The sequence below is a fragment of the Tardibacter chloracetimidivorans genome (assembly GCF_001890385.1).
Classification (GTDB): Bacteria; Pseudomonadota; Alphaproteobacteria; order Sphingomonadales; family Sphingomonadaceae; genus Tardibacter; species Tardibacter chloracetimidivorans.
In genome coordinates this window covers 1061433-1081674 of the sequence record NZ_CP018221.1, presented here as the reverse complement: position 1 = coordinate 1081674, position 20242 = coordinate 1061433, and the positions used below count along the sequence as shown (strand labels likewise).

Genomic DNA, 20242 nt, shown 5'->3' with positions numbered 1-20242 from the left:
GCTCCCGGCCGGAAAGCTTGCGGTCAGACGCCCGCGGCCATCGCCTTTTCAAGATTGACGCGGATCGCCTCGAAAAACTGTTCCGTCGTCATCCATGACTGATCCGGACCGATCAGCAGCGCCAGATCCTTCGTCATCTGACCCTGTTCGACCGTTTCCACGCAGACCCGCTCCAGCGTTTCGGCAAAGCGCGTGACCTCGGGCGTATCGTCGAACTTGCCGCGATATTTCAGGCCGCCGGTCCAGGCGAAGATCGAGGCGATCGGATTGGTCGACGTCGATTTGCCTTGCTGGTGCATACGATAGTGGCGCGTGACGGTGCCGTGCGCTGCCTCGGCCTCGATGGTCCTGCCGTCGGGACTCATCAGCACGGAGGTCATCAGGCCAAGCGAGCCAAAGCCCTGCGCGACCGTGTCCGACTGGACGTCGCCGTCATAATTCTTGCAGGCCCAGACGAACTTGCCCGACCATTTCAGCGCCGATGCGACCATGTCGTCGATGAGGCGGTGTTCATAGATAATGTTGGCCTTCTTGAACTGGTCGGCGAATTCGGCGTCGAACACCTCCTGGAACAGGTCCTTGAAGCGGCCGTCATAGGCCTTCAGGATCGTGTTCTTGGTGGAAAGATAGACCGGCCAGCCGCGATTGAGGCCGTAGTTGAAGCTGGCGCGGGCGAAGTCCCGGATCGAATCGTCCAGATTGTACATGCCCATGGTGACGCCGGCGCTGGGGAAATCGAAGACTTCCTTTTCGATCTTCTCGCCGTTCGTGCCTTCCCAGACCATGCGCAGCTTGCCGGGGCCGGGGACTCGGAAATCGGTGGCGCGATACTGGTCGCCAAAGGCGTGACGGCCGATCACGATCGGGTCGGTCCAGCCGGGCACCAGCCTCGGTACGTTCTTGATAACGATCGGCTCGCGGAAGACCACGCCGCCCAGGATGTTGCGGATGGTGCCGTTGGGCGATTTCCACATCTGCTTGAGGTTGAACTCCTCGACACGGGCCTCGTCCGGGGTGATGGTGGCGCATTTGACGCCAACGCCGTACTTCTTGATCGCATTGGCGGAATCGATGGTGATCTGGTCGTCCGTCTCGTCGCGCTTCTCGACGGAGAGATCGAAGTAGACGAGATCGATGTCCAGATAGGGCAGGATCAGCTTTTCGCGAATCCATTGCCAGATAATGCGGGTCATCTCGTCGCCGTCGATCTCGACGACAGGCGTCTTCACCTTGATCTTCGCCATCGGTTCCTCATGTCTGCAAACAGGTTGCGAGCCCTGTAGGTGCTGCTTGGAGGATTCACAATGCCCGGCGTCCCGACAGGCGTCATTTTTGCATTTGCGTCTCTTTCCGCACCGCACCGAAGGAGGGCGTTGTCAGTCGGCTTGCCGCGCCCTACAACCGCCTCATGGCATCTATCAAAAGCGCACCGGGCACGACCGTGAAATACCGCATGCCTTCGGTTCATCCCGAAGGCGTCAAGTTCGTGGTGATTGCGGCCGTCATCTGCGCCGCCCTCGCCTTTTTTGGATGGGAGACGCTCGCCTGGCCGATGGCCGGCATCACCCTGTGGGTGGCCGCGTTTTTCCGCGACCCCGTCAGGGCGACGCCTTCCGGCGAGGGCGTGATCGCTTCTCCCGCCGATGGACTGGTGACGATGATCCAGGAGGTCACGCCGCCCCATGAACTGACGAGCGGGGAGGGCGGGCTGGAGCCGGAACCCGTCATCCGCGTTTCCATCTTCATGAGCGTGTTCGACGTCCACATCAATCGCGCGCCCGTGGGCGGGCGGGTGTCCCGCGTGGTGTACGTGCCGGGCAAGTTCCTGAACGCCGATCTGGACAAGGCGAGCGACGACAATGAGCGGCAGTATTTCGTCGTCGAGCGGCCTGACGGCGTGAAGGTCGGCTTCACCCAGATTGCGGGGCTGGTCGCCCGGCGCATCGTCAAATTCGCCAAGGTGGGCGATATCGTGGTGGCCGGGCAGCGGATCGGCCTTATCCGCTTCGGGAGCAGGGTGGACGTGTTCCTGCCGAGCGGCACAGCCCCCAAGGTGGTGCTCGGGCAGCGTGCGATCGCGGGCGAGACCGTTCTGGGCATAATTGGCGATTTCGTGCCTGCCGCCGGCGTGCTGCAGTGAACAAGGCATGAGGTGGTCGCTGGCATGATTGTGGAGGGCCACGAAAAACGCCGCCGGTTCGGGCGGGTGATGCCGTTGCGCGTGCTTATACCGAACGCGGTCACCGCGCTTGCCCTGTGCTTCGGGCTGACCGGCATACGCTTTGCGGTGGGCGGCGAATGGGAAAAGGCGGTCACCGCCATCATCATCGCCGGCATTCTCGACGCCACCGACGGCCGGATCGCCCGGCTGCTGAAAGGGCAGAGCCGGTTCGGCGCGGAGCTGGATTCACTGTCCGATGTCATCGCCTTCGGAGTCTCTCCGGCAATCATCATCTATCTCTGGTCGCTCCAGCATTTCGAACGGCTGGGATGGATATTCGCGCTGGCCCATGCGGTGTGCTGCGCGCTGAGACTCGCTCGCTTCAACGCCAATCTCGACGTGGACGACCAGCCGCACAAATCGGCGGGATTCTTCACCGGCATCCCGTCCCCGGCGGGGGCAGGCGTCGCGCTTGCGCCCGTCTATCTGTGGCTGGTGACGGGGCTCGATGTGTTCCGTTCCCCGGCGGTGACGGCCCCCGTGCTTGCCGCGACCGCCTTTCTGATGATCTCGAACCTGCCGACCTATTCATGGAAGTCGATCCGGCTGCCCAAGGGCTGGCGGCTGACCGCGCTTGCGGGGGTCGCGCTTTTCGGCGGCGCGCTGCTGGTGGAACCATGGGTCACGCTGTCGGCGGTCACCATCGCCTATCTGGTGGCGATCCCGTTCAGCCTCAACAGCTATCGCCGCATCAGGCGGCAAGCGGCAGTTGCCGGGCCCGCGCCTGAGGCCCCGATCGAACTGGACGAGCACGAACGAGCCGGACCGGCGGAATAGGGTCTGGCCCAAGCGCGATTTCGGCGTTGAGCGCCATTCTGATCTGCCGCCAATGCGCCGTGAACATGTGAACGATCACGCCGAGCGAGAGGACGAGCACTGCGGCGCTGGCCGTAACTGCAATCAGATCAAGGAGCATGTCGTCTACCTCCCTTATGCTGCATCAAGCAGCTTTAACGGGAATGTTCACTATTTGTTCCAACGAGTCAAGCTTGATTTCATCATCCCCTCGCGCTAAGCGCACCGCCATCACGCACACGGGGGATCATACCGGTGCCGGGCGATGCCTGGTTCCTCCCCGTGGTGGATCAACCGGGTAAGGAGAATGAATATGGCGGCACCTGTCGTCACCATGGCGCAACTGCTTGAAGCGGGCGCCCATTTCGGTCACCAGACGCATCGCTGGAATCCGCGGATGAAGCCGTACATCTTCGGCGACCGCAACGGCGTGCACATTATCGATCTTTCGCAGACGGTTCCGCTGTTCGCCCGCGCGCTGGATTTCGTGCGCCAGACGGCGGCCCATGGCGGCAAGGTGCTGTTCGTCGGCACCAAGCGCCAGGCGCAGGACCCGATCGCCGAGGCGGCCCGCCGCTCCGGCCAGCACTTCGTCAACCACCGCTGGCTGGGCGGCATGCTCACCAACTGGAAGACGATTTCGGGTTCGATCAAGCGGTTCAAGACGCTGGAAGAGCAGCTTCAGGGCGACACGCACGGCTTCACGAAGAAGGAAGTCCTTCAGATGACGCGCGAGCGTGACAAGTTTGAGGCGTCGCTGGGCGGCATCCGCGACATGGGCGGCCTGCCCGACGTGATGTTCGTCGTCGACGTCAACAAGGAAGAGCTGGCGATCAAGGAAGCCAACACGCTTGGCATTCCGGTGATCGCGGTGCTCGACACCAACACCGATCCGAGCGGCATCGCCTTCCCGGTTCCGGCGAATGACGACGCGAGCCGCGCCATCCGCCTCTACTGCGATGCGGTGGCCGACGCCGTTCTCGCCGGTCGCCAGGGTGGCGCAGCGGCGCGTGGCGAGGATCTGGGCGCGCGCGACGAGCCGCCTGCAGAGGAAGCGCTGGCTGGCGCAGCGGCGTAACTCTCCGCCTTTGGTAATCGCGGGGAGCGCCGCCGGGATCGGAACCCGGTTGGCGCTCCTCCAGTTTAGACAGACGATGAAGGATTGAACGATGGCCGATATCACCGCCGCAATGGTGAAGGACCTTCGCGAGCGCACCGGCGCTGGCATGATGGACTGCAAGAAGGCGCTTGGTGAAACCGGTGGGGACATGGAGGCCGCGGTCGACTGGCTGCGCACCAAGGGTCTCGCCGCCGCCGCCAAAAAGGCAGGCCGCACCGCTGCCGACGGACTCGTGGGCGTTGCCGTGAAGGGCAATCGCGGCGCAGTCGTTGAGGTGAACGCCGAAACCGATTTCGTCGCCAAGAACGATCAGTTCCAGCAGTTCGTGCGCGAAGTGACCGAAATCGCGCTTGAGACGGGCGACAGCGTCGAGGCGCTGCTCGCCGCGACCCACCCGGCGGGCGCGACCGTCAAGGACGTGCTGACCGGCCATATCGCGACCATCGGCGAGAACATGAACGTTCGCCGGGCGGCGGTGCTTGCCGTCGATCCGGGCGTCGTCGTCTCCTATGTCCACAATGCGGCCGGCGAAGGGCTGGGCAAGATCGGCGTGCTCGTCGCGGTTCAGTCCTCGGCCCCGGCCGATCAGCTTGCGGCGCTTGGCAAGCAGCTTGCCATGCACGTCGCCGCCGCCAATCCGCTGGCGCTGGATGAAGGCGGCATCGATCCTGAAGTGGTGGAGCGCGAGCGCGCCATCGCGCGCGAAAAGGCCGCCGGTTCCGGCAAGCCCGCCGATATCGTCGAAAAGATGGTCGAGGGCGGCGTTCGCAAGTTCGTGAGCGAATCCACGCTTATGGGTCAGGTGTTCGTGATCGACGGCAAGACCAAGATCGCCGATGTGATCGCCAAGGCCGGCAAGGATCTGGGCGCGCCCGTTTCCGTACCCGCCTTCGTGCGCTTCCAGCTTGGCGAAGGCATCGAGAAGGAAGTGGGCGACTTCGCGGCGGAGGTTGCCGCCGCCGCCGGCGCCTGATCCCTCCTGACGGACGGCGGGCCGTGCGCCCGCCGTCATTCCCCGGCTTGGCAGGGGAGCATGCGCGCAATAAGGTGCGCCGCCTCAACCTCCAGATCAGGTGAATATCGCGCCCATGTCCCGATCCCGCTTCAATCGCATTCTGCTCAAATTATCGGGTGAGGCGTTGATGGGTCCGGGCCAGTTCGGAATCGATCCGGATACAGTGGCCGGGCTTGCGCAGGAGATTGCGCAGGCGCGCGAGGGCGGTCAGCAGCTTTGTATCGTGGTGGGCGGCGGAAACATCTTTCGCGGCCTTGCCGCCGCTGCCAAGGGATTCGACCGGGCCAGCGCCGATTACATGGGCATGCTGGCGACGGTGATGAACGCGCTTGCAATGCAGAACGCGCTGGAAAAGATCGGCGTCGAAACGCGCGTGCTGTCGGCGATTCCGATGGCGAGCGTGTCCGAACCCTATATCCGCCGCCGCGCCATGCGGCACATGGAAAAGGGCCGGATCGTCATCTTCGCGGCGGGGACGGGCAATCCCTTCTTCACCACGGATACCGCCGCTGCATTGCGCGCGGCCGAAATGGGTTGCGACGCGCTGTTCAAGGGAACGTCGGTCGACGGCATCTATGATGCGGACCCGAAGAAGGTGGCGGGCGCAACCCGCTATGAGCGGCTGGGCTATGGCCAGGTGCTCGCAGACGACCTGAAGGTGATGGACGCAAGCGCCGTGGCGCTGTGCCGCGACAATGATATTCCGATCGTGGTGTTCAACATCCGCGAACAGGGCAATCTTGCCCGGGTGCTGGGGGGCGGGGGCACCGCGACAATCGTAGATAATGGAGACTAGGGGATGGCTTCATACAGCAAGGCCGATCTGGAACGGCGAATGACGGGCGCCGTCGAATCGTTGAAGCATGACCTGGGCGGCCTGCGCACCGGTCGCGCGTCGACGTCGCTTCTCGATCCGGTGACGGTCGAGGTCTACGGCGCGAATATGCCGCTCAACCAGGTGGCGACCGTGACCGCGCCCGAACCGCGCATGCTTGCGGTGCAGGTGTGGGACCGGTCGAACGTGCAGCCGGTGGAAAAGGCGATCCGCTCGGCGGGGCTTGGACTCAATCCCGTCACCGACGGGCAGAACATCCGCCTGCCCATTCCCGATCTGACGGAGGAGCGGCGCAAGGAGCTGGCGAAGCTTGCGTCCCAATATGCGGAAAAGGCGCGCATCGCCGTGCGCAACGTGCGACGCGATGGCATGGATGGCCTGAAAGCCGATGAAAAAAAGGGCGAAATCAGTCAGGATGAGCAAAAGCGGCTTGAGGCCGAAGTGCAGAAGCTGACCGACAAGACCATTGCCGAAGTGGATGCCGTGGCCACTGCCAAGGAAAAAGAAATCCTGGGCAAATGAGCACGGCCCCTGCGCGCAGGAAGACAATGGCGGGCGGGCATTCCGGCCCCCGCCATGTCGCCATCATCATGGATGGCAACGGCCGCTGGGCGAAGCGGCGTTTCCTGCCGCGCATCATGGGTCATCGCAAGGGCGTGGAGGCGGTGCGCCGCGTCGTGGAGGCCGCGCCCGACCTCGGCATAGAGGTGCTGACGCTCTACGCCTTTTCCAGCGAAAACTGGAAACGCCCCGCCGATGAGGTCAGCGACCTGATGGGGCTGCTTCACGAATATCTTCGCAAGGAAATCGCCGAGCTTCACGCAAAGGGCGTGCGGCTGAGCGTTATCGGCGATTATCAGCGGCTCTCCCGTGATCTAGTGAGCCTGATCGAGCATGGCATGGAAATGACGCGGGGCAACGCGCGGCTCAATCTGGTGCTGGCACTCAACTATGGCGCGCAGGACGAGATCGTTCGCGCGACCCGCGCGATCGCCGCCGCCGCCCGGGCGGGCCGGATAGACCCCGACAAGATCGAGGCGGCGGACGTCGACTCCTTTCTGGACACCCGCGACCTGCCGCCGCCGGACCTGATTGTCCGCACCTCGGGCGAGGTTCGTCTCTCCAATTTCATGCTCTGGCAGGCGGCCTATGCCGAACTGCTGTTCGTCGACACGCTCTGGCCTGATTTCGACGCAGACGCGCTTGCCGCGGCGGTTGAAAGCTTTGCCGGGCGCGACCGGCGTTACGGAGCGCTGTGATCCAGCCGGGCGCGCGCCTTGCCGATGTCCGACTGCGCACCGTCACCGGCGTGCTTCTGGCCGCTGTCGCATTCGCCGCGGTGTGGATCGGCGGGCTTGTCTTTGCAGCCCTGATCGCGGTCGCGGCCGCGCTGGTGCTGGGCGAATGGCGCGGGCTGACTCGGTTGAAGCTCTGGGCCTATCGCGCGGCGCTCGCGTTTCTGGCGGCTGGGCTTGCCCTGGCGATCGTCGATGTGCGGCTGGAAGGCCTGCTGATGGCCGCCGCGCTGATCGGCGCAGGCAGCCTCCTGCTCCTGCCGTTTGCGGGGCCGCCGGCCTTCGGGCTGGCCTATGCCGGCCTTCCGGCGGTGGCGCTCATCTGGCTCCGCGCCTTGCCCTGGGGTCTGGAAATCATCGTCTGGGTTCTTGCGGTGGTGATCGCGACCGACGTGTTCGCCTATATCGCGGGCCGATCGATCGGCGGGCGAAAGCTTGCCCCCGCGATCAGTCCAGCAAAGACCTGGGCCGGGCTGTTCGGCGGGGTTGCGGCGGCGCTGGTCGTCGGCTGGCTGACGGCGCATTATTTTGCACTTCCCGGCTGGTTGGGGCTAAGTGGCGGTCTGATGGCGGTGTTGGCGCAAATTGGCGATCTTTTCGAAAGCTGGCTGAAACGGCGGGCGGGAGCGAAGGATTCCGGCAATCTGCTGCCGGGGCACGGTGGGGTGATGGACCGAGTCGATGGATTCATGCCCGTGGCGCTTGCGACTGCTGCGGCCGTGGTCGTCGGAATGGGTCTCTGAATGGCCCGCCAGGTATCGATTCTGGGCGCAACCGGCTCCATCGGGCGATCCACGGTGGACCTGCTGGCGCGCGCGCCGCAGGATTTCGCCATAGAGGCGCTAACCGCAAATCGCGACGTTGCAGGGCTGGCGGCCACCGCAAGGCGACTCCGCGCGAAGCTGGCGGTGATCGGCGACGAAGCGCTCTACCAGCCGCTGAAGGAGGCGCTGGCGGGCTCCGGAGTGGAAGCCGCAGCCGGGCAGGGCGCGGTGGAGGAAGCCGCCAGCCGCCCCGTCGACTGGACGATGTCCGCGATCGTCGGCAGCGCGGGCCTGAAGCCGACCATGGCTGCTATAAAGGCCGGGGCCACCATCGCGATCGCCAACAAGGAGTCGCTGGTCTGCGCCGGCCCGGTGGTGACATCGGCCGCAGCGAGGCACGGCGTGCGGCTTCTGCCGGTCGATTCCGAGCATAACGCCATTTTCCAGTGCTTCGACCATGATTGGCCGAGCCGGGTGGCGCGCGTGATCCTGACTGCAAGCGGCGGGCCGTTCCGCGATGCGGACATCGAGACCATGCGCCACGCAACGCCGGAACAGGCCGTCGCCCACCCGGTCTGGTCGATGGGCGCGAAAATCTCGGTCGATTCAGCAACGCTGATGAACAAGGGTCTTGAACTGATCGAGGCGAAATATCTCTTTCCCGTGTTGGCCAACCAGCTCGATGTGCTGGTCCATCCGCAATCGGTCGTCCATTCGATGGTCGAATATGTCGATGGCTCGGTGCTTGCGCAGATGGGCACGCCCGACATGCGGACGCCGATATCCTATGCGCTGGCCTGGCCGGACCGTATGGAGACGCCTTGCGAGCGGCTGGACCTGGCGAAGATCGGTCGGCTGGATTTTCAGGCTCCGGATGAAGACCGCTTTCCGGCGCTGGCGCTGGCCAAGGCGGCACTTGCCGCCGGGGGCGCGCGGCCCGCTGTCCTCAATGCCGCCAATGAGGTGGCCGTCGCCGCGTTCCTGTCCGGCCGGATCGGCTTTCTCGACATTGCGGCGGTGGTTGCCGACGCGCTCGCCTGCTATGATCCGCCCGCTCCGGACGACGTGGACGGAGTCCTGAACATCGATCTTGAAGCGCGCGACCATGCCGAACAGGCGGTCCGCCGCCTCAACTGAAGGGAAACGAGAGTGGTTGAGGCGGCCCAGCCGGGACTGTTACTGACGCTTGCCAGCTTTGCGCTGGTGATCGGCCTGCTCGTTTTCGTTCACGAGCTTGGCCATTATCTGGCGGGTCGCGCCTTTGGCGTGAGGGCGGACGTGTTCTCCATCGGCTTTGGGCGGGAGCTGTTCGGCTGGACCGACCGGCGCGGCACGCGCTGGAAGGTGGCCGTGCTGCCGCTGGGCGGCTATGTGAAGTTCGCAGGCGACATGAGCCCGGCGAGCACGCCCAACGCCGAATGGCTGTCGCTGCCGGCCGAAGAGCGGGCGCAGACGTTTCAGGCAAAGAAGCTGTGGCAGAAATCGATCATCGTGCTGGCGGGGCCGGCAAGCAATTTCCTTTTCGCCATCCTCGTCTTTGCGGGCTTCTTCATGGCCTATGGCGTACCGCAGACGCCTGCCGTCGTCTCGCAGGTGATCCCCGGATCGGCGGCGGAGCGGTTCGGAATGCTTCCGGGCGATCGGATTTTGTCGATCAACGGCAAGGGCATCGATCAGTTCGAGGAGGTCGCCGACTATATCCGCCTGCGTCCGGGCGAAATGGCCGACATCCGCATCGTCCGCAACGGCGACCATGAAGTGCTGAACGTGCGCTTCGACGCGGAGGAGCAGGTGGACCGGTTCGGCAACCGCTTCCGCATGGGTCGGCTGGGAATCGCGCCGGTGGAGCGCGTGGTCGTGGAAGAGCCGGTCGGCACGGTTCTGGCGAAATCCGTCACGCACACCTTCAATCTGGTGGGCATGATGATCGAGGGGCTGGAGCAGGTCATCACCGGCCGCCGGGCGGTGGACGAACTGGGCGGCCCCATCAAGATCGCGCAGTTCGCGGGGCAGACGGCCTCGCTTGGCTGGGAGCCGCTGATCGAGTTCATGGCGTTCATCTCAATTAATCTCGGATTCATCAATCTTCTGCCAGTTCCGATGTTGGATGGAGGCCATCTTCTGTTCTATGCCATCGAGGCTGTGAGGCGGCGACCGGTAAAGGCGAAGGCGCAGGAACTGGCCTTTCTGTCGGGCTTGGCGCTGCTTGTCTCCCTCATGCTGCTCGTGACGCTGAACGACCTTTCGACGCTCGGGCTATGGGAAAAGCTGGCGAACCTCGCCGGATAGGCTAAACGAAAGCGCCTGGTGGCCAAATCGAATCAAAGGGGTGGAATTTTGGTTCTCCAAGTTCGCGCAAGACCTGAACATTCATCGTCAATGACAAGAGGTTTTGCGGCGGCGCTGCTCCTGGGGGGCACTGCGCTTGCGCCGGTCGCCCCGCTGTGGGCGCAGGCGACCGCACCCGCACCCGCGCCGGATGCCGCGGCCCCCGCCGTCGTCTCCCCCCCAGCCGCCGTGCCTGACGTGCAAGGGACGGTCCGCTCGATCACGGTCACGGGGTCGGAACGGCTGGAGCCTGAGACCGTGCGTTCCTATGTGTCGCTGAAGGTCGGTGATCGTTATGACCGGGCGATATTGGACCAGGCGCTGAAGGAGCTTTACGGGACCGAATTGTTCGCCGATGTGACGATAAGGGACGACGATGGCGCGATCACCATCGCCATTCGTGAAAACCCCGTCATCAACCGCATCGTGCTTGAAGGCAACAAGCGGCTGAAGGATGACAAGATCCGTCCCGAGATCAAGCTCGCTCCGCGCCAGATCTTCACCCGCTCGCGAACCCGCGCGGACGTGGCCCGGATCATCGAGCTTTACCGCCGCCAGGGCCGGTTCGCCGCAACCGTCGAACCGCAGCTGGTGCAGCTCGACCAGAACCGGGTCGATGTCGTGTTCGAGATCAACGAAGGGCCGAAGTCGAAGGTCCGCGCGATCAACATCATCGGCAACGAGGTGTTCTCCGACGGCGATCTCAGATCGGAAATGGCCACCAAGCAGGCGCGCTGGTTCCGCCTCTTTTCGTCGGGCACGAGCTATGACCCCGACCGCATGGCCTATGACCAGCAGAAGCTGCGGCAGTTCTATCTGACCAACGGCTATGCCGATTTTCGCGTCGCTTCCGCCGTCGCGGAACTGACGCCCGACCGCCGCGATTTCGTGATCACCTATGTGGTGGAAGAGGGCGAGCGCTATAAGTTCGGTGACGTTACGGTCGAAAGCGACATCCGCGACCTGAAGGCCGAAACGCTGCAGGAACTGGTAAGGGTCGAAAAGGGCGACTGGTACGACGCCCAGAAGATTGAAAACACTGTTGACGCGATGGCGGAAGCCGCCGGTCTGCAAGGCTATGCCTTTGCCGATGTGCGGCCGGAGTTTATCCGCGACAAGGACGACCTGACGATGACGATCACCTTCAAGGTGGCCGAAGCGCCTCGCGTCTATGTGGAGCGGGTGGACATCAACGGCAACACGCGCACCAAGGACAAGGTGATCCGGCGCGAGTTCCGCCTTGCCGAAGGGGATGCGTTCAACAGCTTCAAGGTCAAGCGCTCGCGCGACCGTATCCAGTCGCTTGGCTATTTCCAGGAAAATCTGGAGATAGAGCAGAAGCCCGGCTCCACCCCCGATCGCGTGGTGCTGGAAGTCAATGTCCAGGAAAAGCCCACTGGCGAGCTGCAGGTGTCGGCAGGTTTCTCCAGCCTTGAAAAGTTCATCGTCAATCTGTCGATCACCGAACGCAATTTCCGCGGCAAGGGCCAGGAACTGCGCGCAAGCGTCGATTATTCGAGCTATTCTAAATCGGTGAACCTGGGCTTTACGGAGCCTTACATGTTCGACCGGAACATCGCCCTGGGCGGCGACGTGTTCCGTCGCGATTACAACAGCTTCAACTACATAGGCCAGGGGCGCGACCGCAACACCACCTATGAGCAGACCACGACCGGGTTCCAGATCAGGGCGGCGACACCGCTGACCGAGTTCTGGTCATTCGCGTTGCGCTATGGTTTGAGCCAGGACGAGGTGTCGCTCGACAAGAACACCTTCTATTTCGACAACAACAATGATGGCGTGCCGGAGTGCGACCCCTTGCTTGCCGGCCGTTATCTCTGCGAGGCGGTAGGCGATTTCACCACCTCGTCGCTCGGTTACAGCCTTGTCTTCGACAATCTGAACAATCGGCTGCGTCCCAGCGCGGGCCAGCGCGTGGTGATCAGCCAGGACATCGCCGGGCTGGGCGGCAGCGTGAAATATCTCCGCACCCGCGCCGAGGCGAAGAAGTTCTGGGGGCTTGGCGACAGCGGGTTCATTTTCTCGCTGGGCGCGGAAGGCGGCTATATCAAGGGGTTGGGTCAGGACGTGCGCCTTACCGACCGCTTTTTCCTTGGCGAGCCGCAGATCCGCGGCTTCGGCATTCGCGGAGTGGGGCCGCGCGTCGTGCGGCGCTATTACGACACCGCCACTGCGGACCCGAACGATTTTCTGGCAGACGACAACAGCCGAACCGACGACGCGCTTGGCGGCAAGCTCTATTATCTGGGGCGGGCAGAGCTTGAGATACCGCTCGGGTCCGGCGCGCGCGAAATGGGTTTGAGGCCGTCGATTTTCGTGGATGCCGGCGCTCTCTGGAGTACGAACCGCCCACCTCTTGATGACCGCACTACCGCAACTGTTCGCCCGATTTTGAACAGCGCCGGGCAATTCCAGTGCAGCGATGCTTCTGGTGGAGTGGTAGCATCCGCGACTCAGACCTGCCCGGGTAGCCATCCCACGCTGGTGGCCAACACGATTCCGCCGTTCAGGGAATTCTATTTCGGCGATACGCCCAAACCCCGCTTGTCGGTTGGCTTTGGCATCAACTGGAACTCTCCCTTCGGGCCGTTCCGGATTGATATAGCCAAGGCGCTGCTGAAAGAACCGGGGGACAACACAAAGCTCTTTTCCTTCAACATAGGGACACAATTCTGATGAGGAACATCCTGAAGGCCGCCATGCTCGCGGCGACCGCACTTGCCGTTTCGCTTCCCGTTGCGACGCCCGCCTTTGCGCAGGCAGCGCAGGCGCAGATCGTGATCGTCGACATGGAAGAAGTGATCAGCACCTCAAGCGCAGGCAAGGGCGCGCAGGCAGTGCTGCAGGGGCAGGCAAACTCGCTTCAGGCACGGGTGAAGACGCTGACAGAGGGCTTCCAGAAGGAAGAGGAAGCGCTTCGTACCGGCTTTCAGAACAAGACGCTGACCCAGCAGGCGGCGGAAGCCAAGGCGAAGGACATCGAAGGCCGCAAGCAGAGCGCCCAGGCCGAGATTTCCGGCCGTCAGCGGACGCTTCAGGCCAGCCAGGCTCATGTCCTCAAGCAGATCGACGACGCCGCCCAGCCGATCATCACCGCGATCATGCGGGAAAAGGGCGCGAATATCGCCCTTGCCCGCGGCGCCACCATCCAGGCGGCAAACTCGCTCGATATCACTGCCGAGGTCGTCAAGCGGCTGAACGCGGCCAAGCCCAGCGTATCGACCACGCCTCCGGCGCAGCCCGCCCAGGCGAAGTGATCCATGGCTGAAACGGGGGCTGCCGCCGGACAGATGGATGTCCGGCGGATCATGGCGATGTTGCCGCATCGCTATCCGATGCTTCTGGTGGATCGGGTGCTTGAAATCGTGCCCGACCAGTCGATCAGGGCGGTGAAGGCGGTTTCGATGAACGAGCCGTTCTTTCAGGGGCATTTCCCCGGCCGTCCGATCATGCCCGGCGTCTTGATCGTGGAAGCGCTGGCCCAGGCGGCTGGCGTGCTCGCAATCGATGCGCTGGGCCTGGAGGGATCGGGCAAGCTCGTCTACTTCATGGGTATCGAGGGGGCGAAATTCCGCACGCCTGTGGAACCCGGCGTGCTGCTGACGCTGGATGTGGAGTTCGTCCAGAAACGGGCAAGCGTCTGCAAATTTGCGGGCAAGGCCTCCATCGATGGAAAGCTGGCAGCCGAAGCAAGCTTTACGGCGATGATCGCGGACCCGCCCGCCGCGTGAACGCATCGAGGTCGGCGCTCGTGTTGATGTTGCTCATCACCTCGCCGATCTCCACCTGCCGCGCCCCGGTGCGGCCCATCCACGCCCTTACCGAATAGTCGCCGGTTTCATCGAGATGCGCTTCCAGCTCGGCCGCGAGGCTGGCGGGCCATAGGCCGACGAGCTGCTGCCCCTTTACCACCGAGGGGGCGGGGCCGAGCCGTTCGACAAGGCCCGGCGGAATGTCGGGCATATCGCAGGCGGCGGTCAGCACCAGATCGAAACCATGATCGCCAGCGTGACGAAGCGCGCCGGCAAGCCCGCCAAGCGGCCCCATGCCCGGACGGGGCCGGTCGGCGACGGTGCGAAGGCTACCCCAGCTTCGCCCGCAGATCACCAGTCCATCGGTCTGAGGGGAAAGCCGATGCGCCACATGGAACAGCATCGGCTCGCCCGCGATCAGCGCTTCGGCCTTGTCGGACCCGAAACGGCGCGAAGCGCCGCCGGCAAGAATTGCGCCCAGCACCTTCATGGCCGGGCGCATGTTGCTCTAGTCACCGAAGCGGACACGGACGCCGCCGAAGACCGTCCGGCCCTCGGTCGCATAGCCGACCGCATCCTGATAGCGCTCATCGGCGAGATTGGCCCCTCGAAGATAGATTTCCACCACATCGGTCAGCTTATAGGCCAGATTGAGCGATGCGAGGAAATAAGGATCAAGCCGCACATCGGCTGCCGGGGACACGTCGAAATCCGTGTCGCCCCGCGCGCCGACATAGCTGAGGCCTAGCCCGGCGGAGAAGCGGTCGAAAGCGGCATCTGCCGAAAGCGCCGCCGAATGTTTCGGCCGGCGGATTTCCCGGACCAGCGGCGTACCCGCGACCTTCTGTTCGTCGGCATCGATATAGCTGTAGGACGCCGACAGCCTCAGCCATTCGGCCGGGCGCGCCTCCAGCGTCGTCTCTATACCCCTTCTCCGGCTCTTGCCGGTGGCGTTGGCGGTGGAGGAAAGGAAGGTGAAGGGGTCGAAAACGTCGACGATCTCGTCCTTCAGCCGCGCGGTGAACGCGGTGACGTCGATCCCGATCGTGCCGTTCGTCCACCCGATTCCCGCCTCGGCGTTCCACCCCCGTTCGGCCTTCAGATCGGGATTGCCGACGAAACTGCCGGGGAAGAAGCCGTAGAGATCGAAGAAGGTCGGCTGGGCGAAGCCCTCGCCATAGCCACCGTGGATGGTCAAGCCATGGCCCAGCTTCCAAGCCGCGTCGGCCTTCAGCGTCGTGGCGGAGCCAAAGCGATTGCTGTCGTCGTGGCGAACAGCTGCGCCCAGGTCGATCGCATCGCCGAACTGCCCCTGCCATTCGGCCACCAGCGAGACGGTCTCGCGGGTGCGCCGCTGATCGGTCGCGCCGAAATACTGGCTGTCCGACGCCTTGAGTCGTTCGAACTCGTCCTCGACCGCCACTGTCAGCCGATGGTTGGAGTCGCCCAACGCGAAGCGGTGCGTGGCCTGTCCGCCGATCCGCACCCGCTGCCCATCGGTGCGGTTGAGCGGGGTCGCGCCGTCTCGATTGCGATTCGCCGAATCGACCAGCGTGCCATGGGCGGTGAAGGTCCAGGGCGCATCCTGGCCGGTTCCATAGGTGGCCCAGCCGCGCAGGGCGCGGGTCTTTATCCTGCTCGCCTCATCGGTCTGGTCGCGCAGGAAAAAGGCGTTGTAGCCGTCGAACTCGGTGTCGGAGCGGATATAGCGTCCGACCAGCCCCAGTTCGCCGTCGGGCGCGGGGCGGACCACGGCCTTCGCGCCCAATGACAGATTCTCATGGCCGTCGCGCTCGCCGCCCCGGCCAAGCGTGTCGATGCCGTCGGTCTTCAGCCATGCGCCGTCCAGCGAAACGCCGCCCTTGTCGTTGCCGGCGGAAAGAAGGGCCGAGCCGCGGCGGCTGTCGTGGGAGCCATATTCGCCGCGCGCTTCCGCGCGGATACCCTGGGTGGGCAGTGGCGTGGTGACTGCGATTACCCCGCCCAGCGCTTCTGCTCCCCACAGCGCCGATTGCGCGCCGCGCAAAAGCTCTACCCGTGCCGCATTGTCGGCGCTCAGCGTTTCGAACCGGGTTTCGTTGCCCGATGCGGGGTCGTTGATCTCGATCCCGTCGACGAAGGTCAGTGTGTGATTTGCCTCTGCCCCCCGGATGCGGATCTGGGTGAGGCTACCCTGCGGCCCTTGCACATTGACCGACACACCCGGCATCAGGCGCAAAAGGTCGCTCACCTGCGGCAGGTTCAGCGCTTTGATCCGGCGGTCGTCCAGCACGGTCAGGGCATCGGCGGCGCTGGAAAGCTCCTGCTCCCTGCCTGCGGTGACGGTGATGACCGGCTCCATGCCGGCAGACGCGGCGGCGGCCGCAGCGGCCGAGAACAATATGACAGACATAAGGACATTCCCCCTTTTCAGATCGACACCATGTCGTCTCAAGGGGTGGGGCCGGCAGAATGAGAGAGCCGGTCGCTCCCCCGTGCTTGCGGCTAGACCCGGCCGGGCACGGACGACCGCGAAGGCAGGTCTCCTGGCTTGCGGTTCAGCGCCCTTGCTCCGCCTTCCCGGTTCCCGGAAGAACCAGTGGCCCTGGAGCAGGGCTCGCCGCGCACAGTTGCGGGTACAGCGCCGGCATTGAACCGGCTTCCCTTTTCACCGTCCCTTGCGGGAGCGGCACCTTCACGCGGGGCGGCAGATGCGCCACGTCGCACGGCTTGTCAACCGGACATGGTTCGTCTAGAGGCGCTGCTTCGCGATTGACCCCGGCTGGTCGGAAACCAGCCATGCAAAGGATCAGCACCATGAAGGCCGACATTCATCCCGATTATCACACCATCAAGGTGCAGATGACCGATGGCACCGTGTTCGAAACCCGCTCCACCTGGGGCAAGGAAGGCGACACGATGCAGCTCGACATCGATCCCAAGGTTCACCCGGCATGGACCGGCGGTCACGGCCGCCTGCTGGATCAGGGCGGTCAGGTCGCCCGCTTCAACAAGCGCTTCGGCGGTCTTTCGCTGAAGAGCAAATAAGCACCCCCATCCGGTGGGACAGGCAAGGGCGGCTTCGGCAGCCCTTTTCTTTTGACCATATCGTGGCGAGCGGATGATAATGCGCCCGCCATGCATCTGTTTGTCGCATTGTCGATCGTTACCGCGAGCATGGGCGCCGCACGGCCCGATGTCTCGGTGGTCCCGCCGCCCTCGGTCGCCAGCCTCGTTGCAGGGGCGGCGGAGCAGGTCAAGCGCTGCTACCGATCCCCCAGGGTGAGCAGGGCGGCGCGCCGGATCACGACGCGGCTGCTGGTACGCTATACGAGTGACGGAATGCTTGCCGGGCTGCCGGTCGTGCTTTCTCAGGAGGGCGTGACGCCCGAAGGCAGTCCCTTTGCCGACGCGATGGCGGAGGCGGCGATCCTCGCCGTGATACGCTGCACGCCGTTACGCCTGCCTGCAGAGCAATATACGGGCGGCTGGGACGAGTTTGAGCTGACCTTCAGCCTGGGCGCCTCGGCCTGATCGCCATCGCGACAATTTCGCCCATTTTGCCGGGGAACATGCTACCGGACCTGAATGACCGGCTCCATCCCATCTTTTGCTCCTGGTGACGAGGGTTCCAGCCGACGCCGTCAGATCATGGAGATTGCTGCGCGGTTATTCGCCCGAAAAGGCTATCGCGGGGCATCGATGCGCGACATCGGCGAACAGGCGGGCGTGCTGGGTGGATCGCTCTACCACCACATCAAGTCGAAGGACGCGCTCTTCATTGAACTGCACAACGCCGCGCTGGACGTGGCGGAACTGAGGATCGCCCAGGCGATCGAAGGCGCGCGCGATCCGTGGGAGAAGCTTGAACGGGCATGCGCCACATTGCTGGAAATCCAGCTCGCGCCTGACTCGCTGACCATGCCCATGATGAACGATTTTCGCGAAGTGCCGGAAGATGTGCGGCAGCAGTTGATTGCGCGACGGGATGCGTTTGAAGATCAGTTCAAATCTCTGGTCGCCGAGCTTCCGCTACCGAGCGGGATCAACCGTTCCATCTACCGGAACCTGTTGCTGTCCCTGCTCAATGCCGTCGGCGACTGGTATCGCGCGGGCGACCTCACCCCCGGCGAAATAGCGTCTCAAATCGTGATGATATTTCGCCACGACTAGGCGCGCGCTTCTCGTCGCGGCCAGGAATTTGCAGCCGGACAGACGCTTTTTGACTGTAACACACGTTTGGTGTAGCGCGGCGAAGTGCTTTTTGGAGAGCTGACATGTTCGACTATGTGCCGCCCATTGAGGATTACCGTTTCCTTCTGTCCCAGGTGCTTGGCTTCGATGAGGCCATGGAAGAGCTGTCGATCGAGGTTGACGCGAACCTCGCGGTCACGGTGCTGGAAGAAGCCGGCCGGCTGTGTGCCGAACGGCTCCATCCCTTGAACCGGCCCGGAGACGAGCAGGGCAGCACATTGGTGAACGGCGCGGTGCAGACGCCCGACGGCTTTGCCGAAGCCTATCGCGAATTCGTCGCCGCGGGCTGGCCGGCGATGTCGGCAAAGCCCGAATATGGCGGGCAGGGGCTTCCGTTCATCCTCCAGCTCTGGCTCGATGAAATGATCTCCGCCGCCAATCTGTCGTTCGGGCTGTTCCCCGGCCTTACGCGCGGCGCATGCGAAGCGGTGATGGCGCATGCAAGCGCCGAGCTGAAGGACATGTGGCTGCCCCGGCTGGTGAGCGGCGAATGGACGGGCGCAATGGCGCTGACCGAAAGCGGCGCCGGCACCGACCTTGCGCTTCTGAAGACCAAGGCCGTTCCCAATGCCGACGGCAGCTATGCAGTCACCGGAACCAAGATCTTCATTTCATCGGGCGACCATGATCTTGCCGGTAATATCGTCCATCTGGTGCTTGCCCGGCTGCCCGACGCGCCGGAAGGGGTGAAGGGGATCAGCCTTTTCCTCGTCCCCAAATATCTGCCTGATGCCGACGGCGGTTTCACGGTCCGCAACGGCATGTCGGTGGGCGCGCTGGAAAAGAAGATGGGCATACACGCCCAGCCGACCTGCGTGATGAACTATGACGGCGCGACCGGATGGCTGGTTGGCGAGCCACACAGGGGGCTGGCCGCCATGTTCACCATGATGAACGCGGAACGGCTGATGGTCGGCATCCAGGGGCTTGGAATCGCGGGCGCCGCTTATCAGCAGGCGGTCGGCTACGCCAGGGAGCGGCTTCAGGGCCGCAGCTCCGACGGATCACGCGGGCCGGTGCCGATCATCGAACATGCCGATGTGCGAAGGATGCTGCTCAACATCCGCGGGTTCGTGGAGGCGGGCAGGGCGCTCGCCGGCTGGACCGCGCTTCAGCTGGACCGTTCCCATTCGCATCCCGACGCCGGGGAACGGGCGAAGGCGGATGCATTCGTCGCGTTGCTGACGCCTGTGGTGAAGGCGTCCTTCACCGATCTTGGCTTTGAAAGCGCCGTGCAGGCGCAGCAGGTGTTCGGCGGTCATGGCTATATCCGCGAGTCCGGCGTGGAGCAGTATGTCCGCGACGCTCGAATCGCCCAGATCTATGAAGGCACCAATGGCGTGCAGGCGATGGACCTGGTCGGGCGCAAACTGCCGTTGGCGGGCGGCGCGACGGTCGAAGCATTTCTTGCACTGATCGCGGCCGATCTGGATGCCGCCGGTGATATCGCGATTGCCGGGAAAGTGCGCGATGCGCTGTCGCTGCTTGAACGCACGACGATGGCGCTTCGCGGCAAGGGTACGGATGCGGTTGGCGCTGCGGCGGTCGACTATCTGAGGCTCTTCTCGCTTGTGGCCTATGGCTGGATGTGGGTCCGCATGGCGGCGGCCGCTGCCGGCGATACGCCGCAGCACAGCGCCAAGCGCGCCGTTGCCGATTATTTCGTCGAGCGCATGCTGCCGCAGGCACACGCGCTCGCGGCAAGCGTGGCGGCTGGCGAAGAGACGATCATGGCGCTTCCCGCCGACTCTTTCTGAGCGGGGCATCTTGAGAAGATTGCCGGGTCGGGCGCGCGAAAGCATAGTCGCGCGCCCGGTTCGTTACGGTTTTTCCGGCATGACGCATGACGAAATCCGTGCTCGT

General features: G+C 63.9%; 20 protein-coding genes and 1 riboswitch. Of the genes, 17 read left to right on the top strand and 3 right to left on the bottom strand.

Going from position 1 to position 20242, the window contains the following annotated elements; all coding sequences use genetic code 11:
* Positions 1–23: 23 nt before the first annotated feature.
* The gene (locus BSL82_RS05540) at positions 24–1244 is read right to left on the bottom strand and encodes an NADP-dependent isocitrate dehydrogenase (protein ID WP_072596387.1); all 1221 of its coding nucleotides are present in this window, start codon (positions 1242–1244) and stop codon (positions 24–26) included.
* 164 nt (positions 1245–1408) lie between these two features.
* On the opposite strand from BSL82_RS05540, the gene BSL82_RS05535 reads away from it, so the two are divergent.
* From BSL82_RS05535 to fabZ, 13 genes are all read left to right on the top strand, one after another.
* Entirely contained in the window at positions 1409–2140 is a 732-nt protein-coding gene (locus tag BSL82_RS05535) for a phosphatidylserine decarboxylase (protein ID WP_072596386.1), read from the top strand.
* A 24-nt stretch (positions 2141–2164) separates the two neighbouring features.
* A complete protein-coding gene (locus BSL82_RS05530; protein ID WP_072596385.1) occupies positions 2165–2998 on the top strand; it encodes a CDP-alcohol phosphatidyltransferase family protein in 834 nt (277 codons plus the stop codon).
* A gap of 331 nt (positions 2999–3329) precedes the next feature.
* A complete protein-coding gene (rpsB, locus tag BSL82_RS05520; RefSeq protein WP_072596383.1) occupies positions 3330–4094 on the top strand; it encodes a 30S ribosomal protein S2 in 765 nt (254 codons plus the stop codon).
* Between the two features lie 91 nt (positions 4095–4185).
* Entirely contained in the window at positions 4186–5109 is a 924-nt protein-coding gene (gene tsf / locus BSL82_RS05515) for a translation elongation factor Ts (RefSeq protein ID WP_072596382.1), read from the top strand.
* 115 nt (positions 5110–5224) lie between these two features.
* Positions 5225–5947, top strand: coding sequence for a UMP kinase (gene pyrH, locus BSL82_RS05510; RefSeq protein WP_072596381.1), 723 nt, complete (start codon positions 5225–5227; stop codon positions 5945–5947).
* 3 nt (positions 5948–5950) lie between these two features.
* Positions 5951–6508: a ribosome recycling factor gene (gene frr / locus BSL82_RS05505; protein ID WP_072596380.1), complete on the top strand. Its 558-nt coding sequence runs from the start codon at positions 5951–5953 to the stop codon at positions 6506–6508.
* On the top strand, positions 6505–7245 hold the full coding sequence (locus BSL82_RS05500) for an isoprenyl transferase (protein WP_072596379.1): 741 nt from the start codon (positions 6505–6507) through the stop codon (positions 7243–7245). The genes frr and BSL82_RS05500 overlap by 4 nt, the downstream gene beginning before the upstream one ends.
* On the top strand, positions 7242–8024 hold the full coding sequence (locus BSL82_RS05495) for a phosphatidate cytidylyltransferase (RefSeq protein ID WP_226998638.1): 783 nt from the start codon (positions 7242–7244) through the stop codon (positions 8022–8024). Before BSL82_RS05500 ends, BSL82_RS05495 begins: the two co-directional genes overlap by 4 nt.
* Positions 8025–9182 carry a 1-deoxy-D-xylulose-5-phosphate reductoisomerase gene (locus BSL82_RS05490; protein ID WP_072596378.1) on the top strand — a complete coding sequence of 386 codons (1158 nt, stop codon included), beginning with the start codon at positions 8025–8027 and terminating at the stop codon, positions 9180–9182. It abuts the gene before it with no gap.
* Positions 9183–9194: 12 nt separating this feature from the next.
* A complete protein-coding gene (gene rseP, locus BSL82_RS05485; protein WP_072596377.1) occupies positions 9195–10334 on the top strand; it encodes an RIP metalloprotease RseP in 1140 nt (379 codons plus the stop codon).
* A 90-nt stretch (positions 10335–10424) separates the two neighbouring features.
* Positions 10425–13070 carry an outer membrane protein assembly factor BamA gene (gene bamA / locus BSL82_RS05480; RefSeq protein WP_072596376.1) on the top strand — a complete coding sequence of 882 codons (2646 nt, stop codon included), beginning with the start codon at positions 10425–10427 and terminating at the stop codon, positions 13068–13070.
* Complete coding sequence (locus BSL82_RS05475) at positions 13070–13651, top strand: OmpH/Skp family outer membrane protein (RefSeq protein ID WP_072596375.1); 582 nt, start codon at positions 13070–13072, stop codon at positions 13649–13651. The genes bamA and BSL82_RS05475 overlap by 1 nt, the downstream gene beginning before the upstream one ends.
* A 3-nt stretch (positions 13652–13654) precedes the next feature.
* The gene (fabZ, locus tag BSL82_RS05470) at positions 13655–14125 is read left to right on the top strand and encodes a 3-hydroxyacyl-ACP dehydratase FabZ (RefSeq protein WP_072596374.1); all 471 of its coding nucleotides are present in this window, start codon (positions 13655–13657) and stop codon (positions 14123–14125) included.
* On the opposite strand, the gene mobA is transcribed toward fabZ, so the two are convergent.
* Together mobA and BSL82_RS05460 are read right to left on the bottom strand one after the other, a co-directional pair.
* The gene (mobA, locus tag BSL82_RS05465; RefSeq protein ID WP_226998637.1) at positions 14091–14648 is read right to left on the bottom strand and encodes a molybdenum cofactor guanylyltransferase; all 558 of its coding nucleotides are present in this window, start codon (positions 14646–14648) and stop codon (positions 14091–14093) included. The genes fabZ and mobA overlap by 35 nt on opposite strands.
* Before the next feature lie 6 nt (positions 14649–14654).
* A complete protein-coding gene (locus BSL82_RS05460; protein ID WP_072596372.1) occupies positions 14655–16538 on the bottom strand; it encodes a TonB-dependent receptor plug domain-containing protein in 1884 nt (627 codons plus the stop codon).
* A gap of 106 nt (positions 16539–16644) precedes the next feature.
* Positions 16645–16837: riboswitch (cobalamin riboswitch) on the bottom strand.
* A gap of 105 nt (positions 16838–16942) precedes the next feature.
* Here BSL82_RS05460 and rpmE point away from each other — a divergent pair.
* The 4 genes from rpmE to BSL82_RS05440 all read left to right on the top strand — a co-directional run bounded on the left by rpmE (position 16943) and on the right by BSL82_RS05440 (position 20136).
* Positions 16943–17173, top strand: coding sequence for a 50S ribosomal protein L31 (gene rpmE, locus BSL82_RS05455; protein ID WP_072598616.1), 231 nt, complete (start codon positions 16943–16945; stop codon positions 17171–17173).
* Between the two features lie 90 nt (positions 17174–17263).
* The gene (tolA, locus tag BSL82_RS05450; protein ID WP_072596371.1) at positions 17264–17659 is read left to right on the top strand and encodes a cell envelope integrity protein TolA; all 396 of its coding nucleotides are present in this window, start codon (positions 17264–17266) and stop codon (positions 17657–17659) included.
* Between the two features lie 54 nt (positions 17660–17713).
* Complete coding sequence (locus tag BSL82_RS05445; protein ID WP_072596370.1) at positions 17714–18298, top strand: TetR/AcrR family transcriptional regulator; 585 nt, start codon at positions 17714–17716, stop codon at positions 18296–18298.
* A gap of 104 nt (positions 18299–18402) precedes the next feature.
* Positions 18403–20136 carry an acyl-CoA dehydrogenase C-terminal domain-containing protein gene (locus BSL82_RS05440; RefSeq protein ID WP_072596369.1) on the top strand — a complete coding sequence of 578 codons (1734 nt, stop codon included), beginning with the start codon at positions 18403–18405 and terminating at the stop codon, positions 20134–20136.
* Positions 20137–20242 lie beyond the last annotated feature (106 nt).